Source organism: Candidatus Formimonas warabiya (genome assembly GCF_002777255.1).
In the GTDB taxonomy this organism is placed as follows: domain Bacteria; phylum Bacillota; class Dehalobacteriia; order Dehalobacteriales; family Dehalobacteriaceae; genus Formimonas; species Formimonas warabiya.
This window is the reverse complement of sequence record NZ_CP017634.1, coordinates 1,150,281-1,174,040: the sequence shown is the minus strand read 5'-3', so window position 1 is coordinate 1,174,040 and position 23,760 is coordinate 1,150,281. Positions and strand designations below refer to the sequence as shown.

The 23,760-nt window shown below is 43.5% G+C and carries 21 protein-coding genes, 1 tRNA gene and 1 other annotated feature; of the genes, 17 read left to right on the top strand and 5 right to left on the bottom strand.

The window, feature by feature from the left end:
* The first annotated feature begins 82 nt into the window (after positions 1-82).
* Positions 83-1,495 carry a stalk domain-containing protein gene (locus DCMF_RS05570; RefSeq protein ID WP_148133508.1) on the top strand — a complete coding sequence of 471 codons (1,413 nt, stop codon included), beginning with the start codon at positions 83-85 and terminating at the stop codon, positions 1,493-1,495.
* A 182-nt stretch (positions 1,496-1,677) separates the two neighbouring features.
* Here DCMF_RS05570 and DCMF_RS05565 read toward each other — a convergent pair.
* A tRNA-Trp gene (locus DCMF_RS05565) sits at positions 1,678-1,753 on the bottom strand.
* A 62-nt stretch (positions 1,754-1,815) separates the two neighbouring features.
* Positions 1,816-2,328, bottom strand: coding sequence for a 2-thiouracil desulfurase family protein (locus tag DCMF_RS05560; protein WP_148133507.1), 513 nt, complete (start codon positions 2,326-2,328; stop codon positions 1,816-1,818).
* A gap of 157 nt (positions 2,329-2,485) precedes the next feature.
* On the opposite strand from DCMF_RS05560, the gene minC reads away from it, so the two are divergent.
* The 9 genes from minC to DCMF_RS05515 all read left to right on the top strand — a co-directional run bounded on the left by minC (position 2,486) and on the right by DCMF_RS05515 (position 11,825).
* Positions 2,486-3,151 (top strand): septum site-determining protein MinC, encoded by a 666-nt coding sequence (minC, locus tag DCMF_RS05555; RefSeq protein WP_148133506.1) that lies wholly within the window; start codon positions 2,486-2,488, stop codon positions 3,149-3,151.
* A gap of 353 nt (positions 3,152-3,504) precedes the next feature.
* Positions 3,505-3,771, top strand: a complete 267-nt coding sequence (locus tag DCMF_RS05550) for a hypothetical protein (protein WP_148133505.1) — start codon at positions 3,505-3,507, stop codon at positions 3,769-3,771.
* A gap of 201 nt (positions 3,772-3,972) precedes the next feature.
* A complete protein-coding gene (locus tag DCMF_RS05545; RefSeq protein WP_148133504.1) occupies positions 3,973-4,839 on the top strand; it encodes a TIM barrel protein in 867 nt (288 codons plus the stop codon).
* Between the two features lie 108 nt (positions 4,840-4,947).
* The gene (locus DCMF_RS05540) at positions 4,948-5,562 is read left to right on the top strand and encodes a succinate dehydrogenase/fumarate reductase transmembrane subunit (RefSeq protein ID WP_214659121.1); all 615 of its coding nucleotides are present in this window, start codon (positions 4,948-4,950) and stop codon (positions 5,560-5,562) included.
* Between the two features lie 76 nt (positions 5,563-5,638).
* A complete protein-coding gene (gene sdhA / locus DCMF_RS05535) occupies positions 5,639-7,354 on the top strand; it encodes a succinate dehydrogenase flavoprotein subunit (RefSeq protein ID WP_236860303.1) in 1,716 nt (571 codons plus the stop codon).
* Positions 7,347-8,111, top strand: coding sequence for a succinate dehydrogenase iron-sulfur subunit (sdhB, locus tag DCMF_RS05530; RefSeq protein ID WP_148133501.1), 765 nt, complete (start codon positions 7,347-7,349; stop codon positions 8,109-8,111). The genes sdhA and sdhB overlap by 8 nt, the downstream gene beginning before the upstream one ends.
* 116 nt (positions 8,112-8,227) lie before the next feature.
* Positions 8,228-8,435: a binding site (T-box leader), on the top strand.
* 61 nt (positions 8,436-8,496) lie between these two features.
* Entirely contained in the window at positions 8,497-10,077 is a 1,581-nt protein-coding gene (gene serA, locus DCMF_RS05525) for a phosphoglycerate dehydrogenase (protein WP_148133500.1), read from the top strand.
* 162 nt (positions 10,078-10,239) lie between these two features.
* Positions 10,240-10,692, top strand: coding sequence for a hypothetical protein (locus DCMF_RS05520; protein WP_148133499.1), 453 nt, complete (start codon positions 10,240-10,242; stop codon positions 10,690-10,692).
* A 44-nt stretch (positions 10,693-10,736) separates the two neighbouring features.
* A complete protein-coding gene (locus DCMF_RS05515; protein ID WP_214659119.1) occupies positions 10,737-11,825 on the top strand; it encodes a GerAB/ArcD/ProY family transporter in 1,089 nt (362 codons plus the stop codon).
* 4 nt (positions 11,826-11,829) lie between these two features.
* On the opposite strand, the gene DCMF_RS05510 is transcribed toward DCMF_RS05515, so the two are convergent.
* On the bottom strand, positions 11,830-12,468 hold the full coding sequence (locus tag DCMF_RS05510; RefSeq protein WP_148133497.1) for a protein-L-isoaspartate(D-aspartate) O-methyltransferase: 639 nt from the start codon (positions 12,466-12,468) through the stop codon (positions 11,830-11,832).
* 183 nt (positions 12,469-12,651) lie between these two features.
* On the opposite strand from DCMF_RS05510, the gene DCMF_RS05505 reads away from it, so the two are divergent.
* Positions 12,652-15,183, top strand: a complete 2,532-nt coding sequence (locus tag DCMF_RS05505; RefSeq protein ID WP_148133496.1) for a phosphodiester glycosidase family protein — start codon at positions 12,652-12,654, stop codon at positions 15,181-15,183.
* A 57-nt stretch (positions 15,184-15,240) separates the two neighbouring features.
* On the opposite strand, the gene DCMF_RS05500 is transcribed toward DCMF_RS05505, so the two are convergent.
* Positions 15,241-15,891 (bottom strand): hypothetical protein, encoded by a 651-nt coding sequence (locus DCMF_RS05500; protein ID WP_148133495.1) that lies wholly within the window; start codon positions 15,889-15,891, stop codon positions 15,241-15,243.
* Between the two features lie 189 nt (positions 15,892-16,080).
* On the opposite strand from DCMF_RS05500, the gene DCMF_RS05495 reads away from it, so the two are divergent.
* The 3 genes from DCMF_RS05495 (at position 16,081) to DCMF_RS05485 (ending at position 18,236) form a co-directional block, all read left to right on the top strand.
* Positions 16,081-17,220 (top strand): aminotransferase class V-fold PLP-dependent enzyme, encoded by a 1,140-nt coding sequence (locus tag DCMF_RS05495; RefSeq protein WP_148133494.1) that lies wholly within the window; start codon positions 16,081-16,083, stop codon positions 17,218-17,220.
* Between the two features lie 137 nt (positions 17,221-17,357).
* Positions 17,358-17,945 carry a sulfurtransferase-like selenium metabolism protein YedF gene (gene yedF, locus DCMF_RS05490; protein WP_148133493.1) on the top strand — a complete coding sequence of 196 codons (588 nt, stop codon included), beginning with the start codon at positions 17,358-17,360 and terminating at the stop codon, positions 17,943-17,945.
* Positions 17,946-17,960: 15 nt separating this feature from the next.
* Entirely contained in the window at positions 17,961-18,236 is a 276-nt protein-coding gene (locus tag DCMF_RS05485) for a putative Se/S carrier protein (RefSeq protein ID WP_148133492.1), read from the top strand.
* A gap of 158 nt (positions 18,237-18,394) precedes the next feature.
* Here DCMF_RS05485 and DCMF_RS05480 read toward each other — a convergent pair whose 3' ends face one another.
* Positions 18,395-20,203: a MutS family DNA mismatch repair protein gene (locus DCMF_RS05480; protein WP_148133491.1), complete on the bottom strand. Its 1,809-nt coding sequence runs from the start codon at positions 20,201-20,203 to the stop codon at positions 18,395-18,397.
* A 165-nt stretch (positions 20,204-20,368) separates the two neighbouring features.
* Between DCMF_RS05480 and DCMF_RS05475 the strand changes: the two genes are divergently transcribed.
* The 3 genes from DCMF_RS05475 to DCMF_RS05465 are packed head-to-tail and all read left to right on the top strand — an operon-like array spanning position 20,369 to position 23,759.
* Entirely contained in the window at positions 20,369-21,232 is an 864-nt protein-coding gene (locus tag DCMF_RS05475) for a DMT family transporter (RefSeq protein ID WP_148133490.1), read from the top strand.
* 57 nt (positions 21,233-21,289) lie between these two features.
* The gene (locus tag DCMF_RS05470; protein ID WP_148133489.1) at positions 21,290-22,693 is read left to right on the top strand and encodes a diguanylate cyclase domain-containing protein; all 1,404 of its coding nucleotides are present in this window, start codon (positions 21,290-21,292) and stop codon (positions 22,691-22,693) included.
* Positions 22,694-22,724: 31 nt separating this feature from the next.
* Positions 22,725-23,759 carry a hypothetical protein gene (locus DCMF_RS05465; protein WP_236860197.1) on the top strand — a complete coding sequence of 345 codons (1,035 nt, stop codon included), beginning with the start codon at positions 22,725-22,727 and terminating at the stop codon, positions 23,757-23,759.
* Position 23,760 lies beyond the last annotated feature (1 nt).

The window sequence follows — 23,760 nt, the reverse complement described above, 5'->3', positions numbered from 1 at the left end:
CAAATTGCGGCACGAAAGGTTTGGGAGGACTTTCCTTTTTTCTGCCGAAACAATATTATTATAGAAAAAAGCAGGTGATCATGTGAGATATATTCAGAATCATTGGTTAAAAGTATTCTTTTCTGGAGTAATTTTCCTATTTATTTTAGGTCCTTTTTCTTTTGCTTCAGGTGAGATTAAGGTGCTTATTAACGGACAGGAAAAACAATTTTCTCCTTCCCCTATTGTCCAAAATGGCAGTACCCTTGTTCCTATGAGACCATTCTTTGAAGCATTGGGAGCACAAGTTGAATGGAATGGTAGTACTAAAACTGTTATTGGCAAACGGGATGATACCGTTGTTTCATTGACCATAAACCAAAAGATGGCAACGGTTAATGGAAACGATGTAAGTCTTTCCTTTCCCGGAAAAATCATTAATGGAAATACCTTTATTCCGTTACGATTTGTGGGGGAGGCATTAGGCGATCAGGTAGGATACAATGCTCAGACTGCAACAATATCAATCACATCAACCCAATTATCGCAAATTCCGACAATTAAAGTTCATTTTATTGATGTGGGGCAAGCGGACAGTATTTATATTCAAGCCCCCAACCATTATGATATTCTGATTGATGCCGGAAATAATGAAGATGGATCTACAATTGTAAATTATCTAAAAGGCCAAGGATTAGATGACATTGAGCTGATGATTGCAACTCATCCTCATGAAGATCATATTGGCGGGCTAGATGATGTTTTGAAGGCTTTTGATATTGAAGAGGTTATTGATAGTGGGGAAGAGGAAACAACCCGAACCTATACAGATTATTGGCATGCAGTTGAAGAAGAAAAAACAGAATATCTTCAAGATCAGGATATGACTTTTGATTTAGGAAATGGCATCCGTTTTGATATTTTGGAAACAGGGGACGGATATGAGAATGTTAATGATAATTCTGTTTTAACCAAGCTTGATTATCATAATGTGGAGTTTCTTTTCACAGGTGATATGGAATCAGATGTAGAGTCCAAGATATTAGAAAAAGATATCCAAGCTGACATTTTAAAAGTAGGTCATCATGGAAGCAATACATCCAGTTCAGAGGCATTTCTGAAAAAGGTTAATCCAAAAGTGGCTGTGATTTCTGTGGGCAAAGATAATACATATGGTCATCCGCATCAAGAGACGTTAGCAAGGCTTACGGATATGGGGGTCAGTATTTATCGAACGGATGTGAGTGGAACCATTGTAGTTTCTACGGATGGAAATACTTATTCGGTTAACGAAGATCCAGATAGAATTTCCGGAAATAACGCTGATGGAACTGCTATTACTCCGGGTGTTCCTGCCTCGAGTGGTAAATACTTAGGAAACATGAATACCAAAAAGTTTCATGTCCCGGATTGTTCTTCTGCTCAAAAGATTTTGCCCGAAAACCGGATTTGGTTTCAGATACGGGAAGAAGCTCTTAAAGCCGGGTATGAACCTTGTGGTATTTGTAAACCTTAAGTGAAATTAGGGAAAATACCCCATAAAGATACGAGGGTAGCCTTACATTTTGTTGTAAATATAAGCAAAACCGTGCTGTTCCTTTAAATTCTGATTTGTGAATGGATTTGTACAAATTATTGTAATTGGTAATAGAAAATAAAAAATCCCACAATTACTTGTGAGATTTAAGATTTTAAATTTGGCAGGGGCAGAAGGACTTGAACCCTCAACCAATGGATTTGGAGTCCACTACTCTACCAATTGAGCTATACCCCTGCGCTGCAAACACTATTATATAAATTATTTCGCATGAAGTCAACCATCATGAACTAAATTTTTTAGGAAAACCCGTTAATAAAAGGATAGGATGATTCGCTTTCCTTGATTAATGTTAATATCTCAGGAGAAAGGGGAGACTCTTCACTAATTACGGTGATACCCAGATCCTTTAATAGGGCAGTGCACACACCCAAACCCGGAATCGTTTTTCCCGAAAAAGTTCCATCGTATATTTTACACACCCCACAGGAGGGGCTTCTTTCCTTCATGATGGCTAAGTTAATGGGATGAGATTGGGCTAATTTTTTTACTGCCTCTGCGCCTTTGAGGAAACTCTCCGTGACATCTCCGCCGTCTTTCGTGCAGATTCTTGCAAGACCATGGAGCACATCATAACCATTGCCCTTGATTATTTCAGCCGGCGGTCTCGGCGTAGGAAGGGATCCCAACTCTTCCGGGCAAACAGGGAGCGTTTTTTTGTCTTTCAGTAGGTCAATTAAACAGGGATTTTCATTATTCCCTCCGGAATACTTGCAGTTTTTCCCCAACAAACATGCACTGATCATGATCATACGAGCTATTCTTCCTTCCTAAAAGAAAAATTATCCTCCCACCCTTTATGGGATTTGTGCGCGTCTGCTTGCCAATAAAATTAACGTCCTGACAGCAAGCTTCGGGAGCAGGATATTATCGGAAAATGACGAAATATACCACAGAGGGAGGGTAAATATGTCCAAAGAGTTAATTAATATTAAAGGAACAAGAAATGGGCTTGTGTTTTATTTTAATACAAAAGAAGGGTCTTTTAAAGAAATTCAGGATATATTGAAAGAAAAGTTTCAAGAGTCCAAAGGTTTTTTCTCCGATGCTAAGTTTATCATTAGTCCGGACAATGATCTGGATGAACAACAAGTGAAAATTATTGAAGAAATCATCCTAAGTAATGGCTTAATAAAAGGCCAGGAAAATAAAGGGACATCCCACAAAGGAGCGCCTGCCCCTTCATTCCAGGTAAACGATCAGACGGAATATTTTACTGCGGTCGATAATGCGGTACTTATTTCCCGAAGTTTGCGCTCGGGACAAAAAATCTATATTAATGGGCATGCAGTAATTAGAGGAGATGTAAACCCCGGCGCTCAGGTAATAGCCACAGGGAGTATCGTGGTCATGGGGACTTTTCGCGGCCTGGCTCATGCAGGTGTGCACGGTGATGAGACGGCATTTGTTATGGCCTACAGATTACGTCCGACACAAATTGGCATTGCCGATAAATTAAGCCGTTCTCCAGAAAATAAAGAAGAAGCAGGTTATCCTGAAATTGCTTTTGTTATGGATAATCATATCGTGGTAGAGCCATTTCATACAAGCAGGCGTAAAGCAGTAAATCTTTAGCCTTGATAAAGAGAGGAATTGACTTAAAATCTGCACCGGTCAAATAAAACAGAATACCATGTCAGTTGAAAACCCGCATGATTGTGGGTTTTTTTGTTTGGTATTTTTAGAGAGCCATTTTTCAAGAGATTTTTTAAATATAAATTTAATTGTGGAAATGTGGAATAAATTGTGCATAACTAGTAATGATTACTATTATTAGACAATTTTTTTTATTCTTAGACAAGATATTTAGAAAGATATATTTATGGCGAAATCAGTAGAAAATCGTGAGGAAAGAACACTTGTACCAGGAGAAATGCATAAAATATACCAGAAAACTTTTTCACGGAAAAATTCCAAGAGGTGTGCCCATGAGTGACATCATTAATAATGTCCCGATCGTCGGTGTTGTAATGTTTTTGGTTTGGGTAGGAAATCAGGCCGGGATACCACGAAAATTTAGTCCGCTTGTTGCTACAGTACTAGGTGTATCCTTTGCCTTTTTTTACCTGTACCCGGGGAATTTCCCCGAGGCCTTAATTCAGGGAATCCTGATTGCTTCTTCTGCCGTGGGATTTCACAGCGGAACAAAAAATATGCTGCAGTATATTCATAACGGCAAGCCCCCAGACAAATAAACCGCCCATTTTCTTTGTAGGGTAGTGAATATATTTTGATCATCAAGAAGATGCATCACCTCAGGTGGTGCATTTATTTGTTGAAAAATAATTTTTCAATGTTATGATAAAGGAGTTGGGGAGACAACATAAATAGAGATTTGTTTTTTCGGGTACTGGACTTAGAAATACAGAAAAATTAAACGAGAAAGGATTCTAGTAATGATAAAATTTGGTCCGGCAGGTAATTCCGATTCATTTTACGAGGAAGGTTACAAGACAACGCTGGATGTTCCGCGCTGGCTCTACGGGAGAAGTCTAAATGCTTATGAATATCAATGCACCCGAGGCGTGAGGATTAATAGAACCTTTTCTCAGGCCTTGGCGGTGCAAGCCTCGCGTTATCATATTGCCCTCAGCATTCATGCCCCGTATTACATTAACTTAGCCAGCCCGGACCCGGCAATTCAGGAAAGCAGCAAACAACATCTGATAAAATCCCTTTCTGCGGCAAAATGGATGGGAGCGACCAGGGTGGTGTTTCATCCCGGGGCCGCTGCAAAATTAGGGCGCACAGATGCTTTACAGAACGCCCTTACCTTATTGGAGAAAATAATATCAGATTTGGACGAGGAACTTCTAGAAGACTGCTTTCTCTGCCCCGAGACGATGGGAAAGGCCAATCAATTGGGAACAGTTGCCGAAGTATTGGAACTGTGCAAACTCCATCCGAAGATCATACCTGCTGTAGATTTTGGTCATATTCATGCCTTAGGGGGCGGATGTTTGAAGGATGAGTCCCATTTTATCAAAGTCCTGGAAAAGATAGCACATGCTTTAGGAGAAGAAACGGTAAAAAATCTACATGTGCACTTTGCTCCGGTAGAATATACCGCTGCGGGGGAAAAAAAACACTGTACGCTAAAAGAGAAAGAATTTGGTCCGGATTTTTATCCCTTTGCCAAAGTAATTGCGGAAAAGGGTCTTACCCCTACCATTATCTGCGAGTCTGCCGGAACCCAAGCAGAAGATGCTGCCGCTTTTCTTTCCATGTACAATTCTTTGAAGCAGAATTCGCTAAAATCATGATGCGTATTACGACTGATTAAGATATAATAAATATGGTAGTCAAATAAGATACCAGAATGAGGTATCTTATTTTGTTGTTCGTTTTATTTGTGAAGGGGGAAAAGAAGATTGCGTGCCAAAAGTAATTTTTTAATCCGGAAAGTACATTCATTGTTAGGAATTATACCTGTGGGAATTTTTCTGATTGTTCACCTGTCCATCAACAGTACCGTTTTTTTTGGCGGCTATGCCAACTATCAATTTACCATCCATGGGATGAAAAGTATTCCGTTGATCGTGGTGGCAGAGCTGTTGATCATTGCCATACCGATTTTATTCCATGCCGTCTATGGGCTCTGGATTGTATTTGTGGCCAAAAATAATGTTTTAGAATTTAATTATCTCCGCAATTGGGCCTTTTACCTGCAGAGGATCACAGCGGTAATTACACTGATTTTTGTAGTGGTGCATGTATATACTTTAAGATTTATGCAGCATGAACCTGCAGCCATTATTGATACCTTGGTTGCCCATCTCCATCATCCGGTATATTTTGTTTTATATGGGATTGGCGTGCTTTCCGCTATTTTTCATTTTGCCAATGGCTTGTTTACTTTTCTTATTTCCTGGGGGATAGCCATTGGAGATAAAGCACAGGCCTTCTTTTTTAAGCTTTCCGCTGTTGTTTTTGTAGCTTTAGGAGTCCTCGGGATCAGTATTCTAACTGTAATTGCCCGGTTTTAAATGAATAATTATGGGGGAGGGGAAGCCCTTGAGTAAGCCGAAAATTATTGTGGTGGGCGGTGGTTTGGCCGGTTTAATGGCGACTATGAAAATCGCCGAAAAAGGGATAAAAGTGGATCTCATTTCCCTGGTGCCGGTGAAACGGTCCCATTCCGTGTGCGCACAGGGAGGTATTAATGCCGCCCTTGATACCAAGGGGGAAGGTGACTCGGTCTGGGAGCATTTTGATGATACCATTTACGGAGGAGATTTTTTGGCGAATCAAACGCCTGTGAAAAATATGGTGGAAGCGGCCCCGGGGCTAATCTATACCATGGATCGTATGGGGGTAATGTTCAGCCGGACGCCGGAAGGACTCCTTGACTTGCGCTTGTTCGGAGGAGTAAAAAAACGGCGTACGGCCTTTGCCGGAGCCACTACCGGACAACAGCTGCTTTATGCTTGTGATGAGCAGGTGCGTAAACATGAAGCGGCGGGCTTGGTAACCAAATATGAGGGATGGGAGTTTCTCTCCGCCGTCGTTGATGAACAGGGAATTTGCCGGGGATGTATTGCTCAGAATCTTGCCACCATGGAAATCCGTATTTTCACCGGAGATGCCGTGATTCTGGCAACCGGCGGTGGGGGCACGATTTTTGGCAAGAGCACCAATTCCGTGATCTGTACTGGAAGCGGGGCAGGAGCTGTCTATCAGCAGGGGGCCTATCTGGCAAATATGGAATTTATCCAGATTCATCCTACCGCGATGCTGGGTGATGACAAGACCCGGCTGATGTCCGAATCTGCCCGGGGTGATGGGGGAAGAATTTGGACCTATAAAGATGGGAAACCGTGGTATTTTTTAGAGGAAATGTTTCCCGCATACGGGAATTTGGTGCCCCGAGACATTGCGGCCCGGGCTATTTATCAAGTGTGCGTGGAGATGGGCCTGGGCATTGAGGGGAAGAACCAGGTGTACCTGGATTTGACCCATTTGCCGGAAAACTTCTTAACCCGCCGTTTAGGCGGGATCCTGGAGATTTATGAAAAGTTTCATGGGGATGATCCGAAAAAGGTTCCCATGAAAATTTTCCCCGGTGTGCATTATTTTATGGGGGGGATCCATGTAGATTGGACGCACATGACCTGTATTCCCGGCCTCTTTGCTTCCGGAGAGTGTGATTACATGTATCACGGCGCTAACCGGCTGGGTGCCAATTCCTTGCTCTCTGCCTTATACAGCGGTACGGTATCCGGACCTTCTGCCCTAAAATATGTACATGGTTTAAACAGGTTAGCCGGAGAAATGGACAGTAAACCATTTGATCAGGAACATCGGCATCAAGTAGAAATTGAAGCTAAAATTAAAAAAATGAATGGAAAAGAAAACCCCTATCAACTGCACCAGGAAATGGGAGAGGTTATGACCCAGAATGTAGCTATTGTCCGGCATAACAAGGCTTTAAAGGAAACGGATGAAACACTTCAAGAGCTAAGAGAGCGCTGGGAAAATATCAATGTGGTTGATTCCAACCAGTATAGTAACCACACCATACTTTACATCAAAGAATTGCGTAATATGATGGAAATGGCCCGTGCTATTACGCTGGGAGCACTGATCCGGGATGAAAGCCGGGGGTCCCATTATAAGCCGGAGTTTCCGGAAAGAAATGACGAAAAGTTTTTGAAAACGTCAAAATCCCGGTGGACATCAAAGGGGCCGGTATTTGAATGGGAGGAAGTGGACACCTCATTGATCCAGCCCCGGAAAAGAGTCTATCACGTAGAAAAGGAGGTTTCTAAGAATGGATAAGTTCATTCACCTCAAAGTGAAACGGCAGGATAATCCGGATGCGGCACCCCGCTGGGAAGAATTCCGGGTTCCCTATAAACCTAACATGAATGTGGTTTCCGTCCTTATGGAAATCAGAAAAAATCCGGTGAATGCCAAGGGAGAAAAAACCAATCCGGTGGTTTGGGAATGCAATTGCCTGGAGGAGGTGTGTGGAGCTTGTACCATGTTGATCGACAAGGTACCCAGACAAGCCTGCTCTGCTCTGATTGACAAGATCTATGAAAAAAACGGTTTCGGCGCACTAATCCAGTTGGAACCTTTGACTAAATTCCCTGTGATACGGGATTTAATGATTGACCGCGCGCTGATGTTTGATAACTTAAAAAAAGTAAAAGCATGGGTGAATGTAGACGGGAGTTTTGCCATCGGCCGGGGACCGAGGTTCCCGGAACGGACCCACCGGTGGGCCTATATCATTTCCCGGTGTATGACCTGTGGATGTTGTATGGAAGCTTGTCCCAATGTGAACAAAAAATCTGAATTTATCGGACCGTCTGCCATCGCCCAGGTGCGGCTGTTCAATGCCCATCCCATTGGTGAGATGCACAAAGAAGATCGGCTGGATGCCTTAATTCATAAGGGAGGAATTCAGGAATGCGGGAATTCCCAGAATTGCCGAAAAGTATGTCCGAAAGAAATACCGCTTACGACCCATATTGCGGCCATGAACAAAGAGACGGTAAAATACGCCATAAAACGGTGGTTAAACAGTTAAGGCCCCTTTAGAGTATTTTTAAAAATTAATCTTTCTATTGTTGACAAATAAATATCTGTGCAGTAAAATTATCTTCAATATTATTTTACATGATAAACGTTTGGCAATTTGATAGGAAAAATGCAATGAAAAAGAGTAGTAAACAGCGGAAAGATATAGAGAGCCAATGGTGGGTGGAAATTGGCACGGGAAGCTGTTGAATCCGCTTTGAAGCAGACGGGGAGATAACCCGGTCCGGCACGATGCCGTTATCCTCATGTTGAGGTCATGTTCTGCATGATGAATCAAGGTGGCACCACGTGAAAAAAGAATCCCGTCCTTGGGTAAATTCCAGGGACGGGTTTTTTATGTTTCAAATTATTTCAATTTAGGGGGAAAGAATTTTATGAAAGTTTTAGTGGCGGAAAAGATTGCCCAACAAGGAATTGATGTACTGATTGCGGAGAATTTACAGGTTGATGTGAAGATGGATTTATCCCGGGAAGAATTGCTGAACGTAATTGAAGAGTACGATGCCATTATTGTGCGCAGCGTCACCAAGGTAAACGAAGAATTTTACAAAAGGGCAAAAAACCTTAGGGTTGTAGGCCGGGCTGGCAATGGGGTAGACAACATTGATATGGAAGGAGCTACCAAAAGGGGTATTATTGTGGTAAATACGCCGGAAGCAAATACCGTATCGGCAGCAGAACACACCATCGGATTGCTGCTCTCTTCCATCCGCAATATTGCCCAAGCCAACAACCGGATTAAAAGCCGGGTCTGGGACCGGTCCAATCTTAAAGGAGTGGAACTGCAGGGCAAAACACTAGGTGTCGTGGGTTTGGGAAGGATCGGCTCTCTGGTTGCCGTCCGGATGCAGTCCTTCGGTATGAAGGTTATTGCCTATGATCCATATATTACGGATGCCCGCTTTAAGAAATTCGGCGTAGAGAAAAAGGAAAAACTAGAGGACTTGGTGCAAGAATCCGACTTTATTACCGTCCATACACCCAAAACAGATGAAACTTTCGGTATGATCGGGGATGAGGAATTTAAAGTCGCCAAAAAAGGCGTGCGGGTTGTAAACTGTGCCCGGGGAGGCATTATTAATGAGGAGGCCCTGGTCAAAGCCATCAAGGAGGGAATTGTCGCCAGTGCCGGTATCGACGTTTTAGTGAATGAACCCAATACCACATCGCCCCTCTTGGATTTAGACAATGTGGTGCTCACCCCCCACCTGGGAGCTGATACGGAGGAAGCCCAGTACAATGTCGGCGTGACGGTTGCCCATGAAGTGGTCAGTGCCCTGGAAGGAGACATGGTGCCCAACGCGGTAAATCTTCCTACCCTGCACAAGAACGAGTTAGATGCGATCAAGGCTTACCTCCGCTTGGGTGAAACTTTGGGCAAACTTTATCATCAATTGGAAAAGGATCCGGTGGAAAAGGTGGAGATCGTTTACAGCGGTGAGATTGCCAATATGGAGACCACGACAGTTACTTTGGGTGTTTTAAAAGGACTTTTTGAAACGATCTTAAAGGAACGGGTTAATTACGTTAATGCCAGCCTGATTGCGAAAAACAGGGGAGTCGATGTAGTAGAAAGCAAAGAAACCAGCGAAGGAAAATATCTCAACTTAATTCAAGTAAAAATTTCGTCCAAATATAAGACTTTTACCCTGGCCGGAACTGTGTTCGGGAAAGATGATTTAAGAATTGTGGAAGTGAACGGGTATGAGTTTGATGTTGCTCCCAGTCCGTGCATGCTGGTAGCCATGAATTTGGATAAACCGGGAATGATCGGCCAGATTGGGACACTCTTGGGAGTAAGCAAAATCAATATAGCCACGATGCAGGTAAGCCGGAAAAATGGTGCGGAGTGGGCGATGATGTTTCTCACTGTGGACTCCGAAGTATCCAAGGAATCTTTAAAGTTAATCGGCGGCCTGGAAGGCATTTCCAACGTGCAGTTTATTCGATTATAAGAATAACCAGGTTCAGTTTAAGTTTCATGTGCCTTGATTTAATAAAACCTTGCAGGAGACCTGCAGGGTTTTTTGTTACTTCTCTCACAACAACTGAATAGGATCAGGACAAGGATGGAGAAACTATTTGCAATAAAACCTTTGGAGAGAAGTTGAAGTTATATGAGCAGAGAAAAGGTAACCGCTTATTTCAATACCTTTAAAGCGGCTCAAGATACCATGGATGATTTAAAAAATGCCGGTTTTTCGGGGGCCTACCTTGATCTTAATGATCAGATCACCGATATGGACACCCAGATCAACCAACCGGGAACGGCATCATCGAATAACAGCCTGGCCAGTCTCGTGTTAAAATCAGGCAGCCCTGCCGTTAGTTTTAATAGGGCACCCCTCATGGCAGCAAATCCTATGGTGAGCGGGATGGGGGATTTTGAAGAAATTTTCAGTGTTCGGTGTCGGTTGATTGTGGAAACCGATAGGGAAAATACAGCACAAGTGAAAGAAATCATCAAAAATAGGGAGGGAAGCTTCGAAGACCCTCATGTAGGCTTGCCGAAGGGATTGGAGAATGTGGGCCTGGAAGAAGTTATTCTTTCAAATATTGAACAAATTTAACAACATCAAAAGGTGGGGTTAGATATTTGGTTGGAGGAAAGACATTGAGTCAGCCAGGTCATCACATTTCGGCTTATCAACTCTCACTAGCTGTCGTTTTTTCCTGTATTTCAACGGCTATATTTTTTCTTCCTGGAGATGCGGTTACTATTGTTAGTGAAGATGCTTGGGCAGCAGTGATTTTTGCTACCGCAGGGGAAATAATACTGGGTATTTACCCTTTAGCAGCATTAGCAAGACAGTTTCCCAAGGAAACTGTGATCCAATACAGCAGGAAGGTTTTGGGAAGGTTTGGCGGTTTTATCATTGGATTGCTTATTTGTTGTAACTTTTTTCAAATTCATGCCTGGACCTTGCGGGAATTTGGGGAAATTTCTACGGTGTTTTTGCCGGATACGACTGTATGGATTTTTATCATTGTTCTTTCTTTGCTAAATATTTTTGTTGCTTATCAGGGGATTGAAGTAATTGTCCGGTGTGCGGAATTTGTTTTTCCCATCGGTTTATTCTTTTTACTGTTAATTGGAGTGGTGAATGCTGGCCATCTGGAAGTAAGGAATTTACAACCTGTATTTCCCTGGAATATGCTAGTAATGCTCAAGGCAAGTATTTCTCCGCTGGACTGGCTGTCTACAGCAATCAGTTTTGCCCTTTTAGCCGCTTTTGTTAATGAACCTTCGAAAATAAAACAAGTGGGTGTTCTGGCTATTGGCTTCAGCGGTTTCGTATTGCTTCTTTTCACATTAATGCTCCTCATGGTATTTGGGGCGGATCTGCTTTCCAGAATGACTTTTTCATTTCTTGCTTATGCAAATTACGGTTACCAGGGGTCAGAGACGCTTGTAGTCGGTGTTTGGTTCAGTTGGATTTTTGTCCGCTCGGCAATTTATTGTTTTATTACAGTTTTTGCTATTGCTCAATTGTTCAACTTAGGCAATTACAAGTTTTTGATCTTTCCGGAGACTATTCTGGCCTTAGTTTATAGTATGCATCAATATAAGAGTTTTTCGGAAATGGCGTATTTTTTTTCGCGAAGTCATCTCTTATACTTGCTGTTCCAATTGGGATTACCGTTGATAATCTGGAGTGTTTTTATGATTCGGAAAAGGTTTTCCTTTTATGGAAGTAAATAAGTAACTAAATTATGGAAGGGTCATCGATAAAAGGGACAAAAGAAAAACCGGGAAAACGCCGTTCCGCATATTGCTCCGGGGATCTTTTTTCTAACAATAATATAGGACCGTCAGCATTATCCAAAGGAATGACTAACCTGCCGCCGGTTTTTAATTGCTCTTTTAAGGGCTGGGGGACAGCAGGAGCGGCAGCATTGACTAAAATCCGGTCAAAAGGGGCATGTTCCGACCACCCGTTGGCGCCGTTTCCTTCACGGAAACGCACATTTTTATAAGCTAGCTTTTTTAAGTTGTTTTCTCCGAATTCTTTTAGCCATTTAATGCGTTCTACCGCAAATACTTGTCCGTCCGGGCCTGCGATTTCTGCCAGCAGGGCAGTGGTATAACCGGAGCCCGAACCGATATCCAAAATACGATGATGCTGATCAGGCTGAAGGAGCTCCATCATAAAAGCTACAGTAAGGGGCTGAGAAATTGTTTGCTTTTCTTTAAGGGGAAGAGGCAGGTCTTCATAGGATCTTTTCACGTATTCGGGCAGCACAAAGTTTGCCCTGTCTACAGTCAAAAAGGCTTTAATGATAAAGGACGTTTTTAAAATCTTTTTCTCCTTCAGGGTAGCTATTAAATCTTCTAATGATTTCATTTTCCGCCTCCCCAAATTGCTTGCCTGATCGTATTTTTACCCTAATGCAGATTATTTTGTCAGTAAAATAGAGGAAAATAAAGAATTTGTTTTCTCATGGGATAATTTATACAAAAAGAGGAACTTATGTTATAATAATTTCGTCATAAATAAAAGATAATCTTTCTTTATAGGAGAAATCATATGCCAACATTACATGCAAAAAGAACTACTTTTATTACCGTTTTTGTTTTTGTGTTGTTTTTTACCTTAACCGGGACCACCTTTGCCGGAGAATCTCCCAAGCTGATCCATGAGGAGACGATTACCAGAGGCGCAGTACTTCAGCAATATGCGGTAAATACAGGGGCAGGAAAAGCGAAAGTTTACGTAACGAAAATTAATTTAAAGGATCCTTACATAAAACTTGATGTGATCTATGGTGCAAAGGGAAAGTTAGGAAAAAATCAAACAGTGGATAAATTGGCCGATGAATACGGGGCCATTGCGGCTATTAACGGGGATTTTTTTGATATGACGTCAGGAAGTACTTTGGGACCGATCATGAGTGACAACAGCTGGATCACGACTCCCTCTGGCATTGAAGGCCTTTCTGGTTTCGGCGTTACAAAAGACGCTGAGCCCCAGATACTACCCTTTACTTTTTACGGCTTTATCACTGCCATGAACGGACAATCCTTTCCCATCGCCCAAATCAATAAGACCATTAGCCTGGCCGATAAGATCAATATTTTTGATCACAGCTGGAACCTGGACAATTGGCCGGTGAATTCCTTAGGCTCTTATACCTGTGCCGTGGTGGACGATGATGAAGTGGAAGAGATTTTGGAAAATACCAAACCGGAAGAAATACCGGAGGACGGTTATGTCATCTTGGGGCAGGGGGCTGGAGCCCGCTTTATCCAGGAAAATATCCAAGCAGGCGAAGACGTGGAATTGGATTATCAAATCGAGCCGTCTTCTGATTGGGACTTTGTGATGGGGGCACATACCCCTTTGGTGTCCAACGGAGTACGGGTTACATTTACCAGAAATATTCCCGGATATCATGCCCGGACTGCCGTGGGCTACTCCAAAGACAAATCATATGTTTTTTGGTTTTCCGTAGAGAATAGTAACGACAGCAGCGGTATGACTCTGGAAGAATTAGCTGATTTTATGATTCAGTTAGGGGTAGATCAAGGCGTTAATTTGGATGGGGGCGGCTCTACCACGTTGGTAAGCAGGCACCCGGGAGAAACAAATTTATCGTTAATTACCGTACCGGAAGCAACTAACCTTAGGCCTGTGCCGGATGGGTTGGGTTTATTTTCTACTGCCCCCCAAGGAAGCTTAAAGGATTTTATTGTTGCCGCTCCTTCTTTCTTGTTGATTAACGAAAACACATTTTTGAACCTAAAAGCCATTGATGAATATGATAATCCTTTGTCGGTCGATGCCCAAAATGCCATATGGACGACGAATAGTGACGCAGTGACGCTCGTCGGCAATCAAATAATGGGGCGAAAAGCGGGAAGTGCTCCAATAGAAGTAAAATCCGAGCAGGTCAAAAAAGAATTTCTCTTAGAAATTGCAGGCCGGGATCAAATATCCAGTTTGTCCTTGGGACAGGCTTCTCTGTTATTAAACCCGGGAGATAAGGCGTTTTTGCAGCCTGTGCTGACCACAAAAAGCGGCCTGACCAGGCAGGTGCCCGCTGATTTATTCAGCTGGGAATGGATCGGGGTGAAGGGGAGCATTCAGGCCAACGGGGAAGTGGTGGCAGGAGATACGGCGGGTGCAGGATGGTTGGTAGGGACTTATGATCGCTTTAGCAGTATGGTTCCCGTTCAGATCGGCACGGCAAGTCAAATTCTGATGGATTTCGAAAATAAGCCGGATTTGAATTTTCTGGGTACTCCCCAGGAAGTAACCGGACAATTTACCACCAGCCAGTCGGACAAAATCGACGGGCTATTCAGTGGAGAACTAAGATATGACTTTTCCTTAGCCACTGCCGATGTGCAAGCCGCTTACGGGCAGTTTGGCGCCAAAGGAGTAAGTTTCAGCGGTTTGGCTAAAGGGATGGATTTATGGGTCAAGGGGGACGATAGTAATTACTGGCTCCGGGCAGAGATCCAGGATCAAAACGGACAGATCCAATATGTTACTTTGGCCGATAAAATCAATTGGTCCGGATGGAAACAGCTGTGCGTTGATTTTCCCCTTGCTATCGACAAGCCGACTTTAAAAAGGGTCTATGTGGTAAATCTCAAGAGCTCTTCTGCAGGGAAACCGGATCAGGGCACCATCCTATTGGACAAGATTGCCTTTAGGACTTCTCAACCTTTACCTGAAGACAAAAATGTCATCCTGAATCTTTTTGTAAACAAAAAAGAGATGCTGGTAAACGGACAGGAGCAAAAAATAGACCAGGGACCGATTGTTGAAAAGGGGAGAAGTTATATTCCGGCCCGCTACATTTTGGAAGCTTTAGGCGGTAAGGTCTTTTGGGATGGTCAAGAGAAGAAGGTGCGCGTGCTTTTGGGGGAACATATGATTGATTTGTGGGTGAATGATCAGAATCACACCATTGTGAATGGAGTAAACCGGCCCTCAGATACGGCTCCCATTATCAGGAGCAACCGTACTCTGATTCCGGTTCGTATGGTTACGGAGAATCTTGGCTATAAAGTTGACTGGGTGAATGGCAAAATTACCATCAGTAAAAAATAAATAAACCCAAAAGGCTTTGGGGATCCGGGAAAAAAAGCGCGACAGGTCGCGCTTTTTTTACTTCTGATACTTTTCCAGGGAAGAGGTTACTTTGGTCTCTCCGGAAATAAATTCCTTTTTTACCATGCCGATGCCTTCTTTAAAATATTCATACATGGTGGAATCCGGGTGGGAGATTTTTACTTTGAGCACCTGATCAAATCTTCCGGCCGGCGTATCTACCGTAGCGTTGATATCAACGATCTCCCGTGTGCCGTCTTTTGTCTCCCATGTTGTTCCTACCTGAAGAGGAGCCTTTAGGATCACCAGATCATCATTTGGTTCCGCATCAAGCAGATTTTTCTCCTCATATGCTTCTCCCTGGAAAAAGATGCGGGTAATTTCCTGCTCGGAAACTTCAAACACAGAGGCACTTACCGTACCCCCGTTATCTTCTTTTATCTGAGCCCGGTTTCCTTTCACAAAGACCACTTCTCTGATAAATGACGCATATTCGTTGCCTTCACCTTGATACTGCCAGGTGTTTCCCTGTGAAAGAGGGAAGTAGCCGGACAAGGGCTTTTTTTCCGGGATCTCTTTTTGTTGTTCTTGGGCGGGCTTTTCCGGTTTAGGTTCGGCAGCAGGCTTTTGAACTTGGGTACATGCCACCGTCATAAAGGCAAAAAGTATGATGATAGCCCCATAGGTATTCATTAATTTTTGTTTCAACGGGACCCCTCCTTACGTTGTTTAAATTTATTATACCCCAAGAAAACATTTTTTTATCAATAAGCCGAAAAAGATAAAATCTTTCTATTGGACAATCGGGGATGAATGTTGAAGAATGTGGATATGGGCATAATTCGTGGTATAATAATGCTTTAGAGTGGGACAAAAATAATAAAAAGGAAGAGGTCCATGCCATACTTTGATAACGCTGCTACTTCTTTCCCTAAACCGGAGGAAGTCTATCGGGAAGTAGAAAAATACTTACGGGTTTACGGGGCAAATCCAGGTCGGTCCGGTCATAAAATGGCTCTCCAGGCCGGTCGGGTGATCTTTGAAACGAGAGAATTGCTGGCGAAGCTTTTTCATATTGATGACCCCATGCAGGTGATATTTACTTCTAATGCCACCGCTGCTTTAAATTTAGCCATTAAGGGTTATTTAAAGAGGGGAGATCATGTACTATTAACCAGTATGGAGCACAATTCGGTGATTCGACCGATCAAAGCACTGGAAAACATGGGAGTGGAACATACCATTGTCACCTGTGCCAAAGATGGTGCTTTAAACCCCGAAGACATGGAAAAAGCCCTAAAATCAAATTCGAAAATGATTATTTCCACCCATGCCTCCAATGTTACCGGAACCCTGATGCCGGTGCAGGAAATAGGAACAATATCTCAAAAGAACCATTTGGCATTTTTGTTAGATGCCTCTCAAACAGCTGGGGTTTATGATCTGGACGTCAATGCCATGAACATTGATATGATGGCTTTTCCTGGGCACAAGAGCCTATTGGGGCCGCAGGGAACAGGAGGATTATATATCCGCAAGGGATTGGAATTATGTGAAATGATCCAGGGCGGCACAGGCAGTAAATCCGATCGCATTGTTCAGCCGGAAATGATGCCTGACCGTTATGAAAGCGGAACCTTAAACACCCCCGGAATTGCCGGACTGGGTGCAGGAATAAAGTTTATTTTAAGACAGGGGATGGATGAAATCAGGCATCATGAGTCCGATCTCACTAATTACCTGCTGGAAAAATTGGCGGAGATCAAAAAAGTTGATGTCTATGGGCCGATGAATACCTTAAAACAAGCCCCGGTAGTTTCCCTCAATATTCGGGGCATGGATTCATCGGAAGTCGCTTATGAGCTGGACAGCAAGTATGATATCGCCGTCCGCCCGGGCCTTCATTGCGCCCCGTTGGCCCATGAAACGATTGGCACTTTGGAACAGGGGACGGTAAGGTTCAGTATCGGTTATTTTAATACAAAAGAGAATGTTGATCAGGCGGTTAATGCCCTTTATTCGATCTGCCGGGGCTGATAAATGAATAAAAAGCCCTGCAGTGTTTTTCGGGATCCGGTACTGAGAACACAAGAAGAAGAGGTCCTCTCAGTATGAGGCAGGAAAAGAAAATAGTTTTTTAGGTTCTTAATAAGAAATATGGGGAGGTTAGGAAAATGACGATTACAGTAGATGCTCGGGGATTAAATTGTCCCACACCGGTGATCAAAACCAAAACAGCTATGGAAGGTGCTCCCGGGGAAAACATTATCACCATTGTGAATAATGAGGCTGCTAAAGAAAATGTCCGGCGTCTGGCAGAAAACTCCGGATACCAAGTGGCCATTCATGACAAGGACGGTGACTATTATTTGGAAATATCACCCTGCTCCTGTGGAGATGTAAAGCCGGCCCCTGAAAATGATGCCGGGAATTATGTCATTTATGTTCCTACTGACAAAATGGGACAGGGGTCTGATGAATTAGGCAGGATCTTAATAAAAGGGTATTTTTATGCGTTAACGGAAGCAAAGCCTTATCCGAAAGCGATCTTGTTCCTTAATTCAGGAGTTAATCTGACCACGGAGGGGTCAGTGGTTCTGGAACATCTGAAAACCCTGGAAGCAGGGGGCGTAGAAATACTCTCCTGCGGCACCTGTCTGGACTTTTTTGCTTTAAAAGACAAGCTTTCGGTGGGTAGCGTGACCAACATGTATTCGATTGTGGAAAAAATGAACCAGGCAACGAAGGTGATTCGAATTTAACAATTAGGAGCGTTCATGGTGGAACAGGAATTTTATGTGATTTCTTTTGAATCAACCCATTATGCGATTATGACGGAAAAGAAGTTGAAAGAAAAATTCCCGGTAGATATGGTGCCTACACCCCGTTGCATCACCGCTAGTTGTGGGCTGTCCCTGAAGATTCATGCTGATCTGATTCAAGACGTGATCAGGGAATTAAAAGCAGCAAATTTGGATGTAAAAATGTTTAACCTTTATGTGATCAAAAGAACTCCCCAGGGAGACGAAGCAAGAAAGATAGACTGGCAATAGGAGTGAGCCTGTTCAGAACCCCCTTCTGCCTTGGTTCGGCTTCGGCGTACCTCACGGACACCAAAGTTGCCAATGCTTACTGTACTTAGTTTCCGGGGTTTCTGAACAGGCTCGCCGCATCGATGGAACCACTCCCTGACGTGAGCCAAGGCCGCGCTTCAATCAACCTCGATACCGGCCATTCTCATCAGGTAAATGGCGTTTCTGGTTGTGGAAATACCGGGCCTCAGTTTATAGTCAAAGTGGATGTGGCCGTTTTGATAGTATTCTTCAAAGTGGAAATTTCTGATCGGTAAATTATTTTCTTGCGCTAAATCGCCTAATTCCAGGTCGTGGGTAGATACTAGTCCCACAACTCCGGAACGGCTTAATTTTTTGATCAGGTGTTTCGCGCCCGTGTGTCTGTCCCGGGAATTGGTGCCCCGGAAAATTTCATCCAGCAGGAAGATGAGGCTTTTTTCTTTTTGCGCCTCTTCCAGGATCCTTTTGATGCGCAGTAGTTCAGCCAAGAAGGAAGAAGTCCCAGTGTCCAGGTTGTCGTTGATGCGCATGGACGTATAAATCTCCATGACACTGGAGGAAAATTTTTCGGCACATACCGGACACCCGATATAGGCTAAAACCAGGTTCAAACCAATGGTGCGGAGCAAGGTGCTTTTGCCGGACATGTTGGATCCCGTAATGAGGAGAATTTCTCCCGGTTTACTGATTTCCACATCATTACAAACCCGGGATTCAGGTAACAGGGGGTGCCCCATATTTTTTGCCTGCACACGGGGTAAACCCGGGGTGATTTCCGGCCATGACCAGTCGGGATGATCAAAAGCAAGGAGGGCACAGCTGCTTAATGCCTCCACTTCCCCAATGGTTTTTAGCCAGCCTTCAAGCAATTTGCCGCATTGTTTTTTCCAGCGTTCCAGGGAAATTTGGCACTGAAAATCCCACAATGTAATGATATTAAAAAGAACATATAGTTGATGAAAACGCACATAAGTCATGTCTACTGCTTTTTCCAAAATGCGGATTTGTTGGTAAGCGGGAAGATGGGTTTGATTTTTTAAACTTTCTTTTAGTCTTTTTATGTAGGGGGAATGAAACTGTTCCTGCTCAAATAGTTGGAGCATGTTACTAAAACTTTTAATATGATCCTTGTATTTTGAGGCTACGGCAAAGGTACCGGCACTCTTTCTGGCGGAGGCAAGCAGAAGAACCATGTGGATCAAGACGAAAGAAAGAGGCAGGAAATAGGGAACCGATCCGGGTAAAACAAAGGCTAATATGATTAGGCTGATGGTGATCAGGGGTGACAGTCTAATGAAAAAAATGGACCAGGGGTTAAGAAAGAGATCTTTTGGGGATAGAGCCCATTTAATAAGATCATCCGGGTTGCTTCCGGTACCGGATAGGATAATCCCCTCTGATTGATACCTTTGCCGCCAATGGAGTTTTACCGCTAGTTCTTCAATGGCCTTTTGACGGTCGAGGATCAGGGATCGTTCCCTGGGGAAATCCAGCAAGAGATTTTTTAGTTTCTGGCGGCCGATAAAGGTATTTGTCGTGTTGATCAGTTGAAACAAGGAACGTTTACCAAAGATGTCCAAATCAACGGCATAGGGATGATCTTCCTCAAGAAGTTCCTTCCCTAGATCAGGAAAAGAAGTCCAGTCCTCGGATAACCGGGCTAATGATAATTGATTAATATTCAGCATGATGGCTGAATATTTTTTTTCCAGGTTTACTTTTTGATGGCGGCGCACCAGCCAGATAAATAAGCCGGCGGTGATGAAAAAGATGACAGCAGCAAATGAATGCAGTCCCCTAACATAGAGATAAATCGCTCCGGCCATACCGCCCAGTGAAATAAAAAGCCTCATGTTACTAAGCCGGTGGGAAGTTTGGGTTTGTTGCCGGAGTAAACCTTGATATTGGCTGATGTTTTGCTGGTATGTTTCTTTAGCACTTTTCACGCTAGGTACTCCTTAGACAAAATAGATTTATTAAAGATTATTGTCCCACAAAGGGGCAGGATTAAGCAAGGACAAAATATTTTAGTTTCAATAAAAAGGGTTATTTTTTCATCTGGTCGAACTAACATCACTGGATATCATTTGTTCTCTGCTGGGAGGTACTCAATGCGTAATTTTTTTTCCGGTCCCGCTGCGGTTGCCCTTGCTGCCGTATTATGGAGTACGGGAGGCGTTTTCATTAAGTCTATTCATGCCGATCCTTTATTGATTGCGGCCGTGCGCACGGGAATTGCCGGCCTCGTCCTGGCGCCTTTTATTCGCCCTAAAGAGTTGAAGATCAATATATGGATGCTTTTATTAGTACTGAGTTATGGGGCGCTGGCTGCTTTTGTGGTCATGGGAACACGTTGGACATCTGCAGCCAATGCCTTAGCTTTGCAGTTCACGGCACCCTTGTGGATTTTTATCGCCCATGTGGTGATCTACCGGAAAATAGCTTACGAAAACCTCTTGCCGGTGGTTCTTATTGCGCTCGGCCTGGGGGCGATTTTGCTGGAGCCTGCTTCCGGTACCAGTGCCTTAGGTAATCTAATCGGGGCGGGAAGCGGAATTTTGTTTGCTTGTACCACAGTTCTGTTTAAAAAGGTCGGGGAGAACAATGTGATCGGTTCGGTCAGTATTTGTAACCTGTTGGCGGCACCCTTCATTTTTATATTTGTGCCCCCAGGTATCGGACTGGCTGAGATTCATGTTTCTGATTGGATGATGCTGGCTTATTTAGGGGTATTCGAAATGGGAGCTGCCTATACCTTATACTCCCTGGGACTAAGAACTACATCCGCCCAGAACGCAACCATGATCGCATTATTGGAACCGGTTCTCAATCCCATTTGGGTATTTATTTTTATCGGTGAGATCCCCACGCCTTATGGGATGGTGGGGGGAACTTTGATTCTCTTAGGCCTGATTAGTAAAATAGTTCTGGACGTAAATCAAAAAAATAAGCCCAGTGAGATAGCAGGAAAATAACAAATTTATGTCGAAGCCCACAAATTACCTGGAATTTCAATAAAGGTGTGATCATAAATGGCCGATACAAAACATTTTATTTTGCAACCGGAAGATTTGCAGCGCTTTTTTTCTTTAGCCAGGGAATTATTATGCATTACAGATAAAAAAGGTAGGTTTGTATATAGCAATGATGCTTGGAAAGATATGATGGGGTATACAAAAGAAGACTTGGCAAAGAAAAATATCATGGATTTTGTCCATGTTGATGATGTAGGGTCCACGGTAAATACCATCAAAGAGTTAATGAATCAAGAACAGGTAGGGTGTTTTGTCAACCGTTGCTATGCGGAAAATGGTTCGGCGCGCTTTATTGAATGGAGATTGGGTCTAGACGGAGAATATATTTACTCTATAGGGAGAGATATTACGCAGGATGTGACGGAAGAGAGAAAGAAAAAGGAGGCCATCGTTTATTTAAATTACCATGACAGGCTGACCGGGCTATATAATCGGGCTTTTTTTGAAGAGGAAACCAAACGTTTAGATACGGAAAGACAGCTGCCCATCTCCTTGATTATGGGCGATGTGAACGGGTTAAAGATGTCAAATGACGTCTATGGTCATCGGGAGGGAGATCACCTGTTGCAGTCTATTGCCTATATATTAAAAGAATCCTGCCGGGCGGAGGATTTAATTGCCCGGTGGGGAGGGGATGAATTTGTCATTCTTTTGCCTCAGACACCTGAGAAGATTGCCGATATCATCTGTAAACGCATTCGGAAGGCATGTCTGGAGGCCTCGACCGAGACATCCAGGTTAAGCATCTCCCTGGGATATGCCACAAAAACGAAGGCCCAGGAAGATATTATGAATGTACTGAAAAAAGCGGAAGACTTTATGTATAAACGGAAACTTCTGGAAAGTAAAAGCCTGCGCAGTTCCATTATTGCCTCTATGAAAAAAAGTCTTTTTGAAAAGAGCCACGAAACTGAAGAGCATGCGGAACGACTGGGGAAATTATCCAGAAAAATAGGCATTGTGATGGGTTTGACGGAAAACGAACTGAATGAATTAGAATTATTGGCCATGCTTCATGATATCGGAAAAATAGCCATTAATGACAGTATTCTCACAAAGCCTGCGGAGTTAACCAGCGAAGAATGGATCGAAATGAAAAAGCACTCAGGCATTGGTTACCGGATTGCTCAATCGGCCCCGGAACTGGCCCAAATTGCGGAATATATTTTGTCTCACCATGAAAGATGGGATGGGGCAGGATATCCTCAAGGGTTAAAAGGAGAAAGAATTCCCCTTTTGGCCCGGATCATCTCCGTTGTTGATGCTTATGATGCCATGGTTAATGACCGGCCTTATCGAAGGGCCTTGTCCCATCACCAGGCAAAAACAGAATTATTAAAAAATGCCGGTAAACAATTTGATCCCCAAATTGTCTATGTCTTTTTGGAAAGTGTCGTATAACCTACAGGCTGGATGAAACAGGGGGATGAAGATGAATCGCTTAAGGATTGCCATGATTGGATTTGGAAATGCCGGAAAAGCCTTTGCCAGAATTCTTTTAGGGAAACGGCAGGAGATTCTGGAAACCATGGACTATGACGTGCAAATAGTCGCTATTGCTACGGCCACTCGAGGGAATCTGTCCCATGAACAGGGGATTGACTTGGAAAAAATTCTTCGTGAGCTTCAGTCTACGGGCAAATTTGATCGAAACGGAGAATCATACAGTAGCCGTACGACTGCAGAGATCATCGAAAAAACCGCTTATGACGTATTGATGGAGATTACTCCCCTGGAGATTTTTTCCGGACAACCGGCTATTGACCACATCCGACAGGCTTTTGGCAGAAAAAAACATGTGATCACCGCTAATAAAGGGCCCATTGCCTGGGCTTTCCGAGAACTTAAAAATGAGGCGGAAAAGCAGGGAGTCTACTTTTTCTATGAGACTACGGTGATGGATGGAACCCCTGTTTTTAATCTGATGGATGAAACCTTACCGATGTGCCGGGTCAGTGAAGTCACAGGAATTTTAAATTCAACCACAAATTTTATTTTAGAGGAAATTTCCCGGGGAAAAACCTGGGATGAAGCGATCGCTGAAGGGAAAAGAAAAGGATTTGTCGAGGCTGATCCGTCACTGGATATTGAGGGATGGGATGCGGCGGCAAAAACAGCCGCCTTACTTAACGTATTCATGGAGGCAGATATTAAGCCTACGGAAATAAAGAGGCAGGGGATAGTGCATATCACCCGGGAAGATATCATTGATGCGAAAAAAAGGAACCGTGTCATTAAACTGGTTTGCCATGGGTGGCGGCAAAAGGGTCACATGATCGGGGAAGTTGCCCCCCGGGAAATCAAAAAGGACCACATATTTGCCGGTATGAGGGGCACGTCATCCATTCTGTCCCTAACCACGGATTTAATGGGTTCTATCACCATTATGGCCGACAATCCGAAAATTGAGCAGACCGGCTACGGATTGTTCAGTGATACCCTAAGGTTAATCCGAAAACTAAAATAGG

Bases quoted from the DNA above. Each gene is read 5' to 3' on its own strand.
- yedF (WP_148133493.1), top strand. From the start codon at position 17,358: ATGACGATTACAGTAGATGCTCGGGGATTAAATTGTCCCACACCGGTG.
- DCMF_RS05475 (WP_148133490.1), top strand. From the start codon at position 20,369: ATGCGTAATTTTTTTTCCGGTCCCGCTGCGGTTGCCCTTGCTGCCGTA.
- DCMF_RS05550 (WP_148133505.1), top strand. From the start codon at position 3,505: ATGAGTGACATCATTAATAATGTCCCGATCGTCGGTGTTGTAATGTTT.
- minC (WP_148133506.1), top strand. From the start codon at position 2,486: ATGTCCAAAGAGTTAATTAATATTAAAGGAACAAGAAATGGGCTTGTG.
- DCMF_RS05545 (WP_148133504.1), top strand. From the start codon at position 3,973: ATGATAAAATTTGGTCCGGCAGGTAATTCCGATTCATTTTACGAGGAA.
- DCMF_RS05520 (WP_148133499.1), top strand. From the start codon at position 10,240: ATGAGCAGAGAAAAGGTAACCGCTTATTTCAATACCTTTAAAGCGGCT.
- serA (WP_148133500.1), top strand. From the start codon at position 8,497: ATGAAAGTTTTAGTGGCGGAAAAGATTGCCCAACAAGGAATTGATGTA.
- DCMF_RS05505 (WP_148133496.1), top strand. From the start codon at position 12,652: ATGCCAACATTACATGCAAAAAGAACTACTTTTATTACCGTTTTTGTT.
- sdhA (WP_236860303.1), top strand. From the start codon at position 5,639: ATGGCGACTATGAAAATCGCCGAAAAAGGGATAAAAGTGGATCTCATT.
- DCMF_RS05510 (WP_148133497.1), bottom strand. From the start codon at position 12,468: ATGAAATCATTAGAAGATTTAATAGCTACCCTGAAGGAGAAAAAGATT.
- DCMF_RS05560 (WP_148133507.1), bottom strand. From the start codon at position 2,328: ATGATCATGATCAGTGCATGTTTGTTGGGGAAAAACTGCAAGTATTCC.
- sdhB (WP_148133501.1), top strand. From the start codon at position 7,347: ATGGATAAGTTCATTCACCTCAAAGTGAAACGGCAGGATAATCCGGAT.
- DCMF_RS05495 (WP_148133494.1), top strand. From the start codon at position 16,081: ATGCCATACTTTGATAACGCTGCTACTTCTTTCCCTAAACCGGAGGAA.
- DCMF_RS05470 (WP_148133489.1), top strand. From the start codon at position 21,290: ATGGCCGATACAAAACATTTTATTTTGCAACCGGAAGATTTGCAGCGC.
- DCMF_RS05485 (WP_148133492.1), top strand. From the start codon at position 17,961: ATGGTGGAACAGGAATTTTATGTGATTTCTTTTGAATCAACCCATTAT.
- DCMF_RS05465 (WP_236860197.1), top strand. From the start codon at position 22,725: ATGAATCGCTTAAGGATTGCCATGATTGGATTTGGAAATGCCGGAAAA.